This is a genomic window from Rhodovulum iodosum, assembly GCF_041020385.1.
Classification (GTDB): domain Bacteria; phylum Pseudomonadota; class Alphaproteobacteria; order Rhodobacterales; family Rhodobacteraceae; genus Rhodovulum; species Rhodovulum iodosum.
Window position 1 is genome coordinate 447,455 of the sequence record NZ_JBEHHI010000003.1, and the last position, 13,036, is coordinate 460,490.

Below are 13,036 nucleotides of genomic sequence, written 5' to 3' on the forward strand. Positions count from 1 at the left end.
CACGGCTAAGCCTTTGGCACCCAACTTCCGGGACCCCGCCCGATGACCGACCGCGCCCACCGCCTGCCGCTGGTATTCATCCTGATCACGCTGGCGCTGGATGCCGTGGGCATCGGGCTGATCCTGCCGGTGATGCCCGAGCTGATCCGGGACGTCGAAGGCGTAAACGTGTCGGACGCGGCGGTTTGGGGCGGCATCCTGATGACCTGTTTCGCGGTGATGCAGTTCATCTGCGGGCCGCTGATCGGCAACCTGTCCGACCGTTTCGGGCGGCGGCCGGTCCTTTTGATCTCGCTTGCCACCATGGCGCTGGATTACGTCGTGATGGCTTTGGCCGGTTCGATCTGGCTGCTCCTGGCGGCACGGATCGTGGGGGGCGTCACCGCCTCGACCCAGTCGACCGCCAGCGCCTTCATCGCCGACATCTCGCGCCCCGAGCAGAAGGCCGCGCGTTTTGGCCTCGTCGGGGCGTCATTCGGCGTTGGCTTCGTGATCGGGCCGCTGATCGGCGGGTTTCTGGGCGAGCTGGGGCCGCGGGCGCCGTTCTGGGCCGCCGCGGCGCTCGCCGCCGCGAATCTGGTCTTCGGCTATTTCGTCCTGCCCGAAACGGTGACCGACCGCATCCGCCGCCCGTTCGACTGGCGCCGCGCCAACCCGCTGGGCGCCTTCCGCGCGATGGGCGACCTGCCGGGCGTCCGGCCGCTCTTGTTGCTGTTCTTCCTCTACGAATTCGCCATGTTCATCTACCCGGCGATCTGGGCCTATTTCACCCAGTACCGCTTTGGCTGGTCGCCGGGCACCATCGGCATTTCGCTTGCGATGTTCGGCGTGGGCGTGGCCGCCGTGCAGGGCGGGCTGATCCGGGTCATCCTGCGCGTGCTGGGCGAGCGCAACACCGTATGGTACGGGCTGGGTTACAATTTTGCGGCCTTCGTCGCCATCGCGCTGATCGAAAACGGCACTGCCGTGCTGGTCTTGACCCCGATGATCGCCCTGGGCGCCGTCGTCACCCCCGCCCTTCTGGCGATCATGTCGAAAGCGGCAGGCGACAACCAGCAGGGCGAGTTGCAGGGCACGGTCAGTTCGCTTCGTTCGGTGGCGATGATCGTCTCGCCGCTGGTGATGACGCAGATCTTTTATGCCTTCAGCCAGCCCGCCGCGCCCGTCACGATGCCCGGGGCGCCCTTCGTGCTGTCGGCGGCCGTGATGGTCGTCTGCGGCATGGTCTTCGCCGCCCGACCGCGCGCCCGGCGCCCGGCCTGAACCACAGCCTGCCCCTAGCGACCCCGAGGGAACCCACCCATGCAAACCATCCGCGCCGCCGTCTGCCACGCCTTCAACGCACCGCTCAACGTCGAGGAGGTGCGATTGCGCGCGCCCGGCCCCGGCGAGGTGGAGGTCGAGTTGGCAGCCTGCGCGGTCTGCCATTCCGACATCTCGCTCGCCGAGGGCGCCTGGGGCGGAATGCTGCCCGCCGTCTACGGGCACGAAGCCGCCGGCCACGTGGCCAGCGTGGGCCCCGGCGTGCAAGGGGTCGCGCCGGGCGATGCCGTGCTGGTGACGCTGATCCGGGCCTGCGGCCATTGCGTGAGCTGCGCCTCCGGCAAGCCCGTGCTTTGCATCACCAGGACCGACGAAGAGGCCGGGCCGCTCTCGGCCGCCGACGGCAGCCCGATCCTGCAGGGCCTCGATTGCGGCGCCTTCGCCGAGCGCGTGGTGGTCGATGTCAGCCAATGCGCGGTGCTGCCCGACGACATGGCCCTCGACGCGGCCTGCCTGATCTCCTGCGGGGTGATCACCGGGCTGGGCGCCGCGGTCAACACCGCGCGCATCCGCCCCGGCGAGGTGGCGGTGGTGATCGGTGCGGGCGGCGTGGGGCTGAACGCGATCCAGGGCGCACGGCTGGCCGGGGCCGCACGGGTGATCGCAGTGGACATAAGCGAGGAAAAGCTCGCCGTGGCGCGGGCGTTCGGCGCGACCGACGGGGTGCTGGCGACCGATCCCAAGCCGTGGCGGGCGGCGGCGCGCGCCGCGGGCCGGGCGGCCGACGCGGTGCTGGTCACCGTGGGCGCCGCGCCGGCCTACCAGACCGCACCGCGCTACCTGGCGCCGGGCGGGCGAATGGTGGCGGTGGGAATGCCCCATTCGGGGCAGACGGCCGCCTACGAACCCTTCATCCTGGCGCGCACCGGGCAGACGATGACCGGCTCGATGATGGGCGACACGGTCCTGACCCGCGACATCCCGTGGATCGTCGACCTCTACCGCCAGGGGCGGCTTAAACTCGACGAACTGGTTTCGGGGCGCTGGAGCCTCGACCAGATCAACGAGGCGATCGCCGACACCAAATCCGGCGCCGCCCGGCGCAACGTGATCGTCTTTCGGTAACGCCGGCCACCTTCGGGCGCTTCGTCAGACCACTGGCTGTCGGCGGGATGAGTGAGCGAGGTCACCGAGGCGCCGCGCGGCGCGGCCTGGCTGCAAATGGCAAACGGCCGCCCCAGCGGACGGCCGTCGCAGGGATCACCCGCTGCACAGCGACAATGGGCGGCACAAGCCTGTCGGCGAAAGCCCCTGCCCCCGGTTTCAGATGGCTTTCGCGCTGAAACGACAGACACGCGCACCGTTTCCGGCGCTTGCCAGTCGTTGGCCCCACGGCGACCGACAGGCCGCCGCGCGGGCCGTACCGCCCTGGCGACGGCGCCCGTCGCCCGGCCTTCGCTTACTTATCCTCGGCCAGCAGTTCCCAGCCCATCTGCCTGGACAGGGGCGTGGGGTTGTCGGTCATCAGCTCGACGCTCGGCTTGCGGTCGGACAGGACGTCCCAGCCGAAGCGGGCCGACAACGGGGTCGGCTCTTCGGTCATCAGGTCCACTTTCGGCTTGCGGTCCGACAGCAGCGCCCAGCCGAACATGTCGGAGAACGGAGTCGAGCTCGTGCTGGCGAAGTCCACATCGGTCATGATGGTGCTTTTCGTGGTGAGTTTCGGGTAGTTGTCCCAGGGATAATTGGTCATGAGTCCTCCTTAGGGCTATTGCATGCGCACGGTCGTGGCCCCGTATCTCGGTCGTTGCCGGAGCGGATCGAACGGCGAATTCACATCGTCGTGTGCGCAAGGCCTCATATTTCCCGCCGCATTTCAAGAGGAAGCCTCGTCGCACATGGCGCGCGCGGCGCGCGGATGTCGCGGAAACGCCCGGTTTCGGCGCACCCCCGATCCGCTTGCGTCAGCTTGCCACAGAGCGGCAGCCGGGCCTGCCCGGACGGATTCGCCCGGGCGGCGGTGCGTCCGGCCCGCAGGCGCGCGCGATTCTGCTGTGCAGCGGAAAGGCGGGCTGCACATATGCCCCCGCCCGCCCTGCGCGCCTTTGCCGCCCACCGATCGCGCCGAACCAAAAATTAAAGAGAAAACAGCCGCCTCAGCCCCACCGACCGGCCCATCGCCGGATCGAAATGTCGCATGATTTTTGCCGGTGTAACGTTTGCCTGACATTGCCTTCGTCAACTTCTTGTGACATCTTTGACTGGTGACGATGCCGGGTCTGCGGTCCGGGCGCCCTAGGCGCTTCGTTTCCAGGCTCGCTTTGTCGACGCCCGCGTGCAGGGTTTGCACGATCAAAGTCGAAAACCATATTGGGGAGACGACAACATGTCTGACGATCCTGACAAAGTCTGGCCGACCGGCCTGACGCTTGCCGAAGCTGAAGAAGTCCATAAGCAGCTTATCGATGGCACCCGCGTGTTCGGTGCGATCGCTCTGCTGGCGCACTTCCTCGCCGCTGTTGCCACTCCGTGGCTGGGCTAAAGAAAGGACCTGACTTATGAATAACGCAAAAGTTTGGCTCGTTGTTAGCCCGACCGTCGGTGTGCCGGTGTTTCTGGCCGCCGTCGCCATCAGCTCGTTCCTGGTTCACGTCGCTCTCGTGATGAACACCGACTGGATGTACGAGTACCACAATGGCGGCGCCATGGTCGAAGAGGCCGCCATGATCGACGTGCAAGCCGAAAAGTCGACGGCCTGAACGGCCCACGGCATCGTCGAAGCATAAGTCTGTGCATGTCACAGATCGCGCGAAGGCCGGGGCCCATTGGCTCTGGCCTTCGTTTGCCTCTTGCAGAGGGCCGGCCCAGCCTCCCCGCCCCGACGACATCTTGCGCCACGACCGGAAATCGGGCGTGACCGGGGCCGCAATGGCGGGCGGCCAACGCGCCGCGTTACCCGGAGAGCAGATCCCATGACTCGATTCACCAAGATGGCCATCCAGCAAGTGGCCGCGGCGGGCGTTCGGTATATGCCCTTTGCCGAAGCCGCCAGCGAGACCCTGCCGCTCGGCCGCCTGCTGCGGCTGTCGCTGTTCCAGGTCTCGGTCGGCATGGCGCTGGTGCTGCTGGTGGGCACGCTGAACCGGGTTATGATCGTCGAGCTGGAGGTGCCGGCAACGCTGGTTGGCGTGATGATCTCGCTGCCGATGCTGTTCGCGCCGTTCCGGGCGATCATCGGGTTCAAGTCCGACACCCATAAATCCGCCCTCGGCTGGCGGCGGGTGCCGTACATATGGAAGGGCACGCTGCTGCAATGGGGCGGCTTTGCGATCATGCCCTTCGCGTTGATCGTTCTGTCGGGCCAGGGCCCGGCCGAGGGCGCGCCGCTGTGGCTGGGCTATTCCAGCGCGGGCCTGTCCTTCCTGCTGGTCGGCGCCGGCATGCACACGGTGCAGACCGTCGGGCTGGCGCTGGCCACCGACCTTGCCCCGCGCGATCAGCAGCCCAACGTGGTTGGGCTGATGTATGTCATGCTGCTCGTCGGCATGATCGTCAGCGCGCTGGTCTTCGGCGTGATGCTCGAAAATTTCTACCACGCCAAGCTGATCAAGGTGGTGCAGGGCGCGGCGGTGATGACGCTGATCCTGAACGTCACCGCCCTGTGGAAGATGGAATCGCGCGATCGGGCGCGGGCGATGCGGCGCGACGACGACGTGGAATTCACCGACGCCTGGAAGATGTTCGTCCGCGACACGCGGGCGACGCGCCTGCTGGTTGCGATCGGGCTGGGGACGATGGGCTTCGGCCTGGCCGACGTGCTGCTGGAACCCTATGGCGGGCAGGTTCTGGGCCTGAGCGTGGCCGCCACGACCAAGCTGACGGCCACGCTGGCCGGCGGCAGTCTGCTGGGGTTCGCCTTGGCATCGCGTGTGCTCAGCCGCGGCGCCGACCCGATGGTGATGGCCGGCTGGGGCGCGCTGGTGGGCCTGCCGGCCTTTGCCGCGATCACCATGTCGGCCCCCTGGCAATCGCCCGCAATCTTCGTGCTCGGCACGCTGCTGGCCGGGTTCGGCGCGGGGCTCTTCGGCCACGGCACGCTGACCGGCACGATGCGCGCCGCGCCCAAGGAACAGGTCGGCCTGGCGCTGGGCGCGTGGGGCGCCGTGCAGGCCACCGCCGCGGGCGGGGGCATCGCGCTGGGCGGCGTGATGCGCGATGTCATCCTGCAACTGCCCATCGGCAACCTCTTCGGCGCGGCGACGCCTTACTTCTTCGTCTACACGCTGGAATTCATGCTACTGGCCGCAACCCTCGTCACTGTCTGGCCACTGGTCGCGCCCAAGGTGCTGGGCGGCGGAGAACGACCGACCTGACGCGGGCCTCTCGCGCGCCCTGCACCGCGCCGGGGGCCGCCGGGTAGGCCCCCGCCTTGGCGGGCAGGGCACCCCGCGGGCCGCAACGGGCCAGGCGCCGGTCCCGCGCCGATCGCACCTCGACAGGCCCCTTTGAAAACGCAAGGATCCCCGAGACGCGCATCAGCGCCGCCAAACGCCGCCGCCGCGGCGGCAAGCCGGGAGACTGCACCTAGATGTTGCCTGCGCACGACAACGCGGACGCGCCCGGCACCAGGCCCTTGGGCACCGAAAGCCGGCCGCGGCTGCAGTGGATCGACCTCGCGCGCTCGACCGCGTTGTTGGGCATGGTCGTCTTTCACTTTGCCCATGACCTCGAATTCTTCGGGTTCGTCGATGCGGGAACCACGCTGACCGGCGGCTGGGCGGTCTTTGCCCGTATCGTCGCCGGGTCGTTCCTGTTCATCTCCGGCGTCAGCTTCGTCGTCGCCTACCAAAACCGGTTCCGCGCAAGGGCATGGGTCAAGCGCCTGATCCGGATCGCCGGGGCGGCCTGCATCATCTCGCTCGTCACCTATGCGGCGCTGCCCTCGCGATTCATCTATTTCGGCATATTGCACGCCATCGCCGGCGCCAGCGTGATCGGCCTGGTGTTTCTGCGGATGCCGGCATGGCTGGTCGCAGCCGCGGCGCTGGCGGTCGTCATCGCCGACGCCACGTTGGGCCGCGCGCTCTTTACCTCGCCATGGCTGGCCTGGACGGGGCTCAGCGCTGCGGTGCGGCCATCGGTCGATTTCGTGCCGCTCGTCCCCTGGCTCTCGGCGTTTTTGGCAGGCATGGCACTGGCAAAGGCCGTCCCGCCCGCCGGAATCGAGCCCGGCTGGCCATCGGCGCTGCCGGTGCACCTGCTGGCTTGGCCGGGCCGGCACAGCCTGGCGGTTTACCTGCTGCACCAGCCGGTGCTTTTCGGCGTCATCGGGCTGGTGGCGTGGGCGTCGGGATAGGCGGGATCGGCGGTCGGCGCGGCGATCGGATGGCCTGGCGACCCCGGAAGGACTTGAACCCTCAACCTGGCGATTAGAAGTCGCCTGCTCTATCCAGTTGAGCTACGGGGCCGCTTGGCGTGTTGTGCCCCCCGCCGCCACCGGTTTCAAGCGTTTCAGTGGGTCCATGCCGCGCGGCGGTTTGTGGCGAAATTCTCACCATAGCCGCCCGGGCGGATGTTCGGCTTGCGCGTCTTGGGCTCGAAGACCTGGGCGTCGATGCCGTGCTCGCGCGCGTAGTCCAGCGCAGCCTCCCGGGTTTCGAACCGCAGGCGAACCTGGGCCTGGGTGTCGGCAGAACTGGTCCAGCCCATCAGCGGGTCGACCTCGCGCGGCGAAGCCGGGGCGAATTCCAGTACCCAATGATGGGTCTTTGCAGTGCCGGACTGCATAGCGGTCTTCGCAGGCTGGTAGATGCGGGCGCGCATGGCTGTCTCCGTCCTCCCCGAGATCTTGCTGGGCAATATATGAAAGCTCGGCGCGTTCAGTGCAAGCAGAGCCTGCATGCCGCGGGACTACCGCGATGCCGAAACCCAGGCGAGATACGTGCGCCGGGGGGCGTCGATGCCCTCAGCGCCGGCGCAGCAGGGCGAGGCCGCCCAGCGCCATGGCCAGAAGCGGTGCCGCCGGCGGCACCGGAACCTGCGCCGGTGCGGTGTAGAACCCGCCGAAGAATTCGTTGTCCGCGGTGCCCGTGGTCTCGCGCAGTTCCACCCTGTCGAACGCAAGGGTGGAGGAGAGCCCGAAGAAGGCGAGCGTATCGTCGGGGATGTTGAACGCGACCGAGCCCACCGTGGCCGCACCGGAGTAGAGCGTCAGCGAAAAGAGCGACGGCACACAGGTCGTGTTGCATCCGTCTGTGACGCCGGTCGAGGTACTCGGCTCATGCGCGTAGAAGCCGAACGCCGACAGCGGCGCGGCAAAGCCGATATCCAGGTCCTCGCGCCCGCTGATCGCCACCTCGCGGCCCGGGATCAGCGTCGACCAGGTGGTGTCGTTGATGATTGTGTTGCCAGAGACGTTGGTGAAGGTCAGATCGCCCACGGTCTCGCTGCCCGTAAACACCCCGACGAAGGGCAGAGCGGGCTGGGCCGTGGCACCGGTGCCTGCGGTGAAGCTGGCGACATCGGTGTAAAGCGTGGTGGCGGCCTGCGCGGAAAGCGGCGTTGCCAGCGCGACAAGCACGGCCAGGGCGGGACGAAAAATCGACATCCGAAAACTCCCTGAAAGCAAATTGGCTAGGCGCGATGGTACCACGGGGCCGCGGCTCGAACAATGTCCACGGGGGCGGCGAAGGTTGGCGTGCTCTCTGGCGGGCCGCCCCATGGCGCATTACATTCATCGAGGCAACCAAGGACCGATCATGCCCTATTCCACCGAACCCTCCGCGCTCACCGCCGCAGCGCCCCCTGTCCGCGAGCGGGAAAAACTGGAGGGCGGCAAGCGTTTCGTCATGCATACCGAGTTTTCGCCCTCCGGCGACCAGCCCACGGCGATCGCCGAGCTGGCCCGGGGCGTGACCGCCGGCGAGCGCGAGCAGGTGCTTCTGGGCGCCACCGGCACGGGCAAAACCTTTACCATGGCCAAGCTGATCGAAGAAACCCAGCGCCCGGCCATCATCCTTGCGCCCAACAAGACGCTGGCCGCCCAGCTCTACGGCGAGTTCAAGAGGTTCTTCCCTGAAAACGCGGTGGAATATTTCGTCAGCTATTACGACTATTATCAGCCCGAAGCCTACGTTCCGCGCTCGGACACCTTCATCGAGAAGGAATCGCAGATCAACGAGCAGATCGACCGGATGCGCCATTCGGCGACACGGGCGCTTCTGGAGCGCGACGACGTGATCATCGTGGCCTCGGTCTCGTGCATCTACGGCATCGGCAGCGTCGAGACCTACGGCGCGATGACGCAAGACCTGATCGCCGGCAACGACTACGACCAGCGCAAGATCATCGCCGACCTGGTGGCCCAGCAATACCGCCGCAACGACCAGGCCTTTCAGCGCGGCAGCTTTCGCGTGCGCGGCGACGTGCTGGAGCTCTGGCCCGCCCACCTCGAAGACCGCGCCTGGCGGCTGTCGTTTTTCGGCGACGAGCTGGAGGGCATCACCGAGTTCGACCCGCTGACGGGGCAAAAGACCGACACCTTCGACCGTATCCGCGTCTACGCCAATTCGCACTACGTCACGCCCAAGCCGACGATGCAGCAGGCCATCCAGCAGATCAAGAAAGAGCTGCGCCAGCGGCTGGACCAACTGGTGGCCGAGGGCAAGCTGCTGGAGGCCCAGCGGCTGGAACAGCGCACCAATTTCGACCTGGAGATGCTGGAAGCCACCGGCGTCTGCAACGGCATCGAGAACTACTCGCGCTACCTGACCGGCCGCGCCCCCGGAGAGCCGCCCCCCACCCTTTTCGAATTCATCCCCGACCATGCCATCGTCTTCGCCGACGAAAGCCACGTTTCGGTGCCCCAGATCGGCGGCATGTACCGGGGCGATTACCGGCGCAAGTTCACGCTGGCCGAACACGGCTTTCGCCTGCCGTCGTGCATGGACAACCGCCCGCTGAAATTCGAGGAATGGGACGCGATGCGCCCGCAGTCGGTCTTCGTCTCGGCCACGCCGGGCCCGTGGGAGATGGAGCAGACCGGCGGCGTCTTCACCGAACAGGTGATCCGCCCCACGGGCCTCTTGGACCCGCAGGTGGAAATCCGCCCGGTCGAGATGCAGGTGGACGACCTGCTGGACGAGGTGCGCAGGGTCGCCGCCGCGGGGTATCGCACGCTTTGCACGGTGCTGACCAAGCGCATGGCCGAGGACCTGACCGAATACCTGCACGAACAGGGCATCCGCGTGCGCTACATGCATTCCGACATCGACACGATCGAGCGGATAGAGATCCTGCGCGACCTGCGGCTGGGCGCCTTCGATGTGCTGGTGGGCATCAACCTGCTGCGCGAGGGGCTGGATATCCCCGAATGCGGGTTGGTGGCCATTCTGGACGCGGACAAGGAGGGCTTCCTGCGCTCGGAAACCTCGCTGATCCAGACCATCGGCCGGGCGGCGCGAAACGTCGACGGCCGGGTGATCATGTATGCCGACCGCATCACCGGCAGCATGGAGCGCGCCCTGCGAGAGACCGACCGCCGCCGGGAAAAGCAAATCGCCTACAACCAGGAACACGGTATCACCCCCGCGACGGTGAAGAAGAACGTCGAAGATATTCTGGCGGGTCTCTACCAGGGCGATGTCGACATGAACCGGGTGACCGCGCAGATCGACAAGCCCATGCACGGCGCCAACCTGGAGGCGCACCTCGACGGGCTGCGCGCCGACATGCGCAAGGCCGCCGAGAACCTGGAATTCGAAGAGGCCGCGCGGCTGCGCGATGAAATCAAGCGGTTGGAGGCGGTGGACCTGGCGATTTCCGACGACCCGCTGGCGCGGCAATCGGCGGTGGAAGAGGCGGTGGAAAGCGCCGTGGGGACCAAGGGGCGGTCGACGGCGGGGCGCGCCGGGCAGCGCGGCGGGAAGAGGGGGAGGAGATAAGCTGTCAAATGGGGCCTGAAGATTCTAAAGAGAAAGTGAGAATTTCTCACGGCATGGCTCAACTTGTGAGTGGGGCAACAATACCCTTGCGGGCTTGGGGCAGATTTTTCTTGGACCCAACCACAACAGACGACCAAGAATTGCGCGCTCAAGCCTTCTCAATATACTTCTGCTCACTTTACGATATTTTCGAGGCCAGTGAGAGAGGCTTACCACGGCTCGTAGACGAGGCCAGGCAAAAGGGCTTTGACACTCTAGGCATGAATGGTGAGATACTTGCAGTAAAAGCGCAATTCGCAGGCAAGTTGCTTTCTCTGGTTTCGACCGACCTACAATTGACAGTTAGGTATGCACGAGATCAGTGGGTTCATGGCTTCCTGAACAACTACTCGCAAAGAAATGTTAAGGTGAAACTGGTAAAGGACTTACGCATTGATAGCAAAGAATTTTCATGGGATGAATTTCAAAGTAGATTTTCCGAAAGCGTGCGATCTCATGGCGGAATTGGCCAAGCACTTTCTCAAGCAGCAAAAATTATGGTTTCTCACCCGAAATGGATTATGGAAATAGATACTCTATCATCAGACCCTGGAGAAGTCGCTGAAGCCCTTATGAAAGATTGCATACTTCTTCCATTTTCAACAAGGAACAATGAGGCGTGAAGCAACCGTAGGGTGGGTGCCAACCCACCGCACCCAATCCGACGCCCTCGCCGTGGTGGGTTCACACCCACCCTACACCGCTTCGACCCGAGCCCTTCCGACCCGCACACCCCCTCCCCATATCCCCCCAAGACACCGCCAAAAGGAGCCCCCGATGAAACAGGGCAATTACCTCGGTACGACCATCGGCGGGCGCTGGTGGCGGCGGGACCGGGCGAAGGGGTATTTCGCGCGGGGCAACGGGCATCTGACGCTCGATGCCCACGGGCTGCGGTTCAAGCGGCTGTTGCTGGAAGACGAGGTCGTCATCCCCTGGGGCGCGATGCGGGGCGCCTCGCTCGTCACCGCCCATGCGGGGCAGTGGATCCTCGGTCGGCCGGTCCTGAAAATCGACTGGCGGCGCGACGGGCGGGCGCTCGCCTCGGGCTTCTATCTCGGCCGCGACCGAGCGGCAATGAGGCGCTTCGCCGACGATCTGAACCGGCGGATCGGACAGGCGTAGGGTGGGTGCGAACCCACCGCATCGCGCGGCGGATGGTGGGTTTCACCCACCCTACGGGCTATGCTCTCCCCATGCCCGAGAAAGACTCCCATCGCTGGTCGCAGCATGTCACCCAGACCAGCCACGCGCTCGACCTCGACGAAGGCCTCTTCACTTGGGACGACCCCAAGCGGATCGCCGCGGAACTGAAGCGCGCGGCCGAGGAGAGCCCCAACCGCAAGGGCACGCCGCTGCAATCGGCCATGTCGATGCTGACCTTCTATATCAACCGGGCGGGGCACGGCCTCGACCCCGCGCAGCGCGCGGTGCTGGAGCAGGCCAAGGTGGAGTTGCGGGCGCTTTACGGCAAATAGGGGTTACCATCCCAACGTGCCCGGCCCGCCCTTGACGATGCCATGCAAATTCGCCGTCACCCAGCCGCCGTAGAAATCGCCGGGCTGGGGGATCACCGCTTCCTCGCCCACGAAACAGGCCTCCATCGGGCCGGCGTAAAAAGCCACGTAGCCGGCCAGATCGGAGAAGCGGCGCGTGGGCTTGGGGCAGGTCCACGCTGCCTTTCGCGCGGTCTGTCCGGCGGACAGCACGTCGAAATAGGCCGCCCGCCCCTTCCATTCGCAAAGGCTCGACCCCCGGCAGGGGCTGAGCGCCCCCTCGGCGATGTCGCCGGGCGGGAAGTAATAGGTGGGCGCGTGGTGGGTTTCCAGCACCCGCAGGCCGCGCGTCGTATCGGCAATCACCGCGCCGCCGAACATCACCCGCAGCCGCGCGCCGGCGGGTTCCAGAGCGGGCGGGCGGGGATAGTCCTGCACGTTTTCGGGCGGCAGCATGGGCGGGGCTCCTTCGCGCCCCTACCTAAGCCCCGCGGCGCGCCCGTCCAGCCTCAGTTGAAGGCGCCGAAGACATCGTACATCACCGGCTCGAAGCTTTTGCACAGTTCCGCGATGCGCCGGTTGCGCGCGCGCATCTCGTCAGAGCGCAGCATCGCCTGGAAATCCTCGCGCTTTTCCCATTGCGAGTAGTTGGCGATGCGGGTCTGGGCGTCGTTCACATGCAGCCCCGCGCCGATGAAGCCGGGCTGTTTCGAGATGAAGTGGGTATAGGCATCGGCCAGCTCGTCAAGCAGATCCTGGCAGGTGCCTGGCGTCACATCGAACGTGGTGATCACCGTCTGCAGCTCGGCGTTCTTGGAAATGGTGGGCATGGCGTCTTTCTCTCCGACTCGTATGGGACCTCTCAGCGCAGAACATGCACCGAACAGGGGGCATGGCGCACCACCCGCGCGGCGGTGGAACCGAGGAAGTAATCCTGCAGACCGGGCCGGTGCGAGGCCATCACGATCAAGTCGACATCGTGACGCGCGGCATAATCGACGATGGTCACGCCGGCATGGCCGCTGACCACCCGCGCCTCGACATCGCCGGCGCCTTCCAACAGCGCCGAGATGCCCGAGCGCACCTCGTCGCGGGTCTTGGACTCCTGCCCCTCGGGCAGGTATTGCGCGACATAGGCGGGGATCTCCTCCACCACGGTCAGCGCGGTTATCCTGCCGCCCTCGGCCCGCAGCGCCCGGGCGATGGCCAGCACCTCGGCGGCATGGGCGTCGTGATCCAGCGCGATGGGCACCAAAATGGTCTTGTACATTGCCGTTGCTCCCTCTTTCGAGGTGC

16 protein-coding genes and 1 tRNA gene are annotated in these 13,036 nt (G+C 66.1%); 10 read left to right on the forward strand and 7 right to left on the reverse strand.

Annotated features, from left to right (window positions below; all coding sequences use genetic code 11):
• Positions 1-42 precede the first annotated feature (42 nt).
• Together Ga0609869_RS16240 and Ga0609869_RS16245 are read left to right on the forward strand one after the other, a co-directional pair.
• Positions 43-1,263: a TCR/Tet family MFS transporter gene (locus Ga0609869_RS16240; RefSeq protein ID WP_125404558.1), complete on the forward strand. Its 1,221-nt coding sequence runs from the start codon at positions 43-45 to the stop codon at positions 1,261-1,263.
• Positions 1,264-1,302: 39 nt separating this feature from the next.
• On the forward strand, positions 1,303-2,388 hold the full coding sequence (locus tag Ga0609869_RS16245) for a Zn-dependent alcohol dehydrogenase (protein WP_125404556.1): 1,086 nt from the start codon (positions 1,303-1,305) through the stop codon (positions 2,386-2,388).
• Between the two features lie 334 nt (positions 2,389-2,722).
• On the opposite strand, the gene Ga0609869_RS16250 is transcribed toward Ga0609869_RS16245, so the two are convergent.
• Entirely contained in the window at positions 2,723-3,016 is a 294-nt protein-coding gene (locus tag Ga0609869_RS16250; RefSeq protein WP_125404554.1) for a hypothetical protein, read from the reverse strand.
• A gap of 633 nt (positions 3,017-3,649) precedes the next feature.
• Here Ga0609869_RS16250 and pufB point away from each other — a divergent pair.
• The 4 genes from pufB (at position 3,650) to Ga0609869_RS16270 (ending at position 6,619) form a co-directional block, all read left to right on the forward strand.
• A complete protein-coding gene (gene pufB, locus Ga0609869_RS16255; RefSeq protein WP_125404552.1) occupies positions 3,650-3,805 on the forward strand; it encodes a light-harvesting antenna LH1, beta subunit in 156 nt (51 codons plus the stop codon).
• Between the two features lie 16 nt (positions 3,806-3,821).
• On the forward strand, positions 3,822-4,022 hold the full coding sequence (locus tag Ga0609869_RS16260) for a light-harvesting protein (protein ID WP_125404550.1): 201 nt from the start codon (positions 3,822-3,824) through the stop codon (positions 4,020-4,022).
• A 213-nt stretch (positions 4,023-4,235) separates the two neighbouring features.
• Positions 4,236-5,636, forward strand: coding sequence for a PucC family protein (locus tag Ga0609869_RS16265; RefSeq protein ID WP_125404548.1), 1,401 nt, complete (start codon positions 4,236-4,238; stop codon positions 5,634-5,636).
• A 215-nt stretch (positions 5,637-5,851) separates the two neighbouring features.
• A complete protein-coding gene (locus Ga0609869_RS16270) occupies positions 5,852-6,619 on the forward strand; it encodes a heparan-alpha-glucosaminide N-acetyltransferase (protein WP_125404547.1) in 768 nt (255 codons plus the stop codon).
• Between the two features lie 35 nt (positions 6,620-6,654).
• Here Ga0609869_RS16270 and Ga0609869_RS16275 read toward each other — a convergent pair.
• The 3 genes from Ga0609869_RS16275 to Ga0609869_RS16285 all read right to left on the reverse strand — a co-directional run bounded on the left by Ga0609869_RS16275 (position 6,655) and on the right by Ga0609869_RS16285 (position 7,870).
• Positions 6,655-6,731 (reverse strand) — tRNA-Arg (locus tag Ga0609869_RS16275).
• Positions 6,732-6,774: 43 nt separating this feature from the next.
• Positions 6,775-7,086: an ETC complex I subunit gene (locus Ga0609869_RS16280; RefSeq protein ID WP_125404545.1), complete on the reverse strand. Its 312-nt coding sequence runs from the start codon at positions 7,084-7,086 to the stop codon at positions 6,775-6,777.
• Between the two features lie 142 nt (positions 7,087-7,228).
• On the reverse strand, positions 7,229-7,870 hold the full coding sequence (locus Ga0609869_RS16285) for a VPLPA-CTERM sorting domain-containing protein (protein WP_125404543.1): 642 nt from the start codon (positions 7,868-7,870) through the stop codon (positions 7,229-7,231).
• Between the two features lie 151 nt (positions 7,871-8,021).
• Here Ga0609869_RS16285 and uvrB point away from each other — a divergent pair, with 151 nt between their 5' ends.
• The 4 genes from uvrB (at position 8,022) to Ga0609869_RS16305 (ending at position 11,722) form a co-directional block, all read left to right on the forward strand.
• Positions 8,022-10,205, forward strand: coding sequence for an excinuclease ABC subunit UvrB (gene uvrB, locus Ga0609869_RS16290; RefSeq protein ID WP_125404541.1), 2,184 nt, complete (start codon positions 8,022-8,024; stop codon positions 10,203-10,205).
• An 8-nt stretch (positions 10,206-10,213) separates the two neighbouring features.
• The gene (locus Ga0609869_RS16295; protein ID WP_125404540.1) at positions 10,214-10,867 is read left to right on the forward strand and encodes a hypothetical protein; all 654 of its coding nucleotides are present in this window, start codon (positions 10,214-10,216) and stop codon (positions 10,865-10,867) included.
• Positions 10,857-11,369, forward strand: a complete 513-nt coding sequence (locus Ga0609869_RS16300) for a PH-like domain-containing protein (protein WP_438826887.1) — start codon at positions 10,857-10,859, stop codon at positions 11,367-11,369. The genes Ga0609869_RS16295 and Ga0609869_RS16300 overlap by 11 nt, the downstream gene beginning before the upstream one ends.
• 71 nt (positions 11,370-11,440) lie before the next feature.
• Positions 11,441-11,722 carry a DUF3175 domain-containing protein gene (locus Ga0609869_RS16305; protein ID WP_125404536.1) on the forward strand — a complete coding sequence of 94 codons (282 nt, stop codon included), beginning with the start codon at positions 11,441-11,443 and terminating at the stop codon, positions 11,720-11,722.
• A gap of 3 nt (positions 11,723-11,725) precedes the next feature.
• Here the strand turns inward: Ga0609869_RS16305 and Ga0609869_RS16310 are convergent, their stop codons facing one another.
• From Ga0609869_RS16310 to Ga0609869_RS16320, 3 genes are read right to left on the reverse strand one after another with little or no spacing between them, the layout of a single operon-like run.
• The gene (locus Ga0609869_RS16310) at positions 11,726-12,196 is read right to left on the reverse strand and encodes a DUF427 domain-containing protein (protein ID WP_125404535.1); all 471 of its coding nucleotides are present in this window, start codon (positions 12,194-12,196) and stop codon (positions 11,726-11,728) included.
• Positions 12,197-12,249: 53 nt separating this feature from the next.
• Positions 12,250-12,570 (reverse strand): antibiotic biosynthesis monooxygenase family protein, encoded by a 321-nt coding sequence (locus Ga0609869_RS16315; protein WP_125404533.1) that lies wholly within the window; start codon positions 12,568-12,570, stop codon positions 12,250-12,252.
• A 32-nt stretch (positions 12,571-12,602) separates the two neighbouring features.
• Entirely contained in the window at positions 12,603-13,010 is a 408-nt protein-coding gene (locus Ga0609869_RS16320) for a universal stress protein (RefSeq protein WP_125404531.1), read from the reverse strand.
• Positions 13,011-13,036 lie beyond the last annotated feature (26 nt).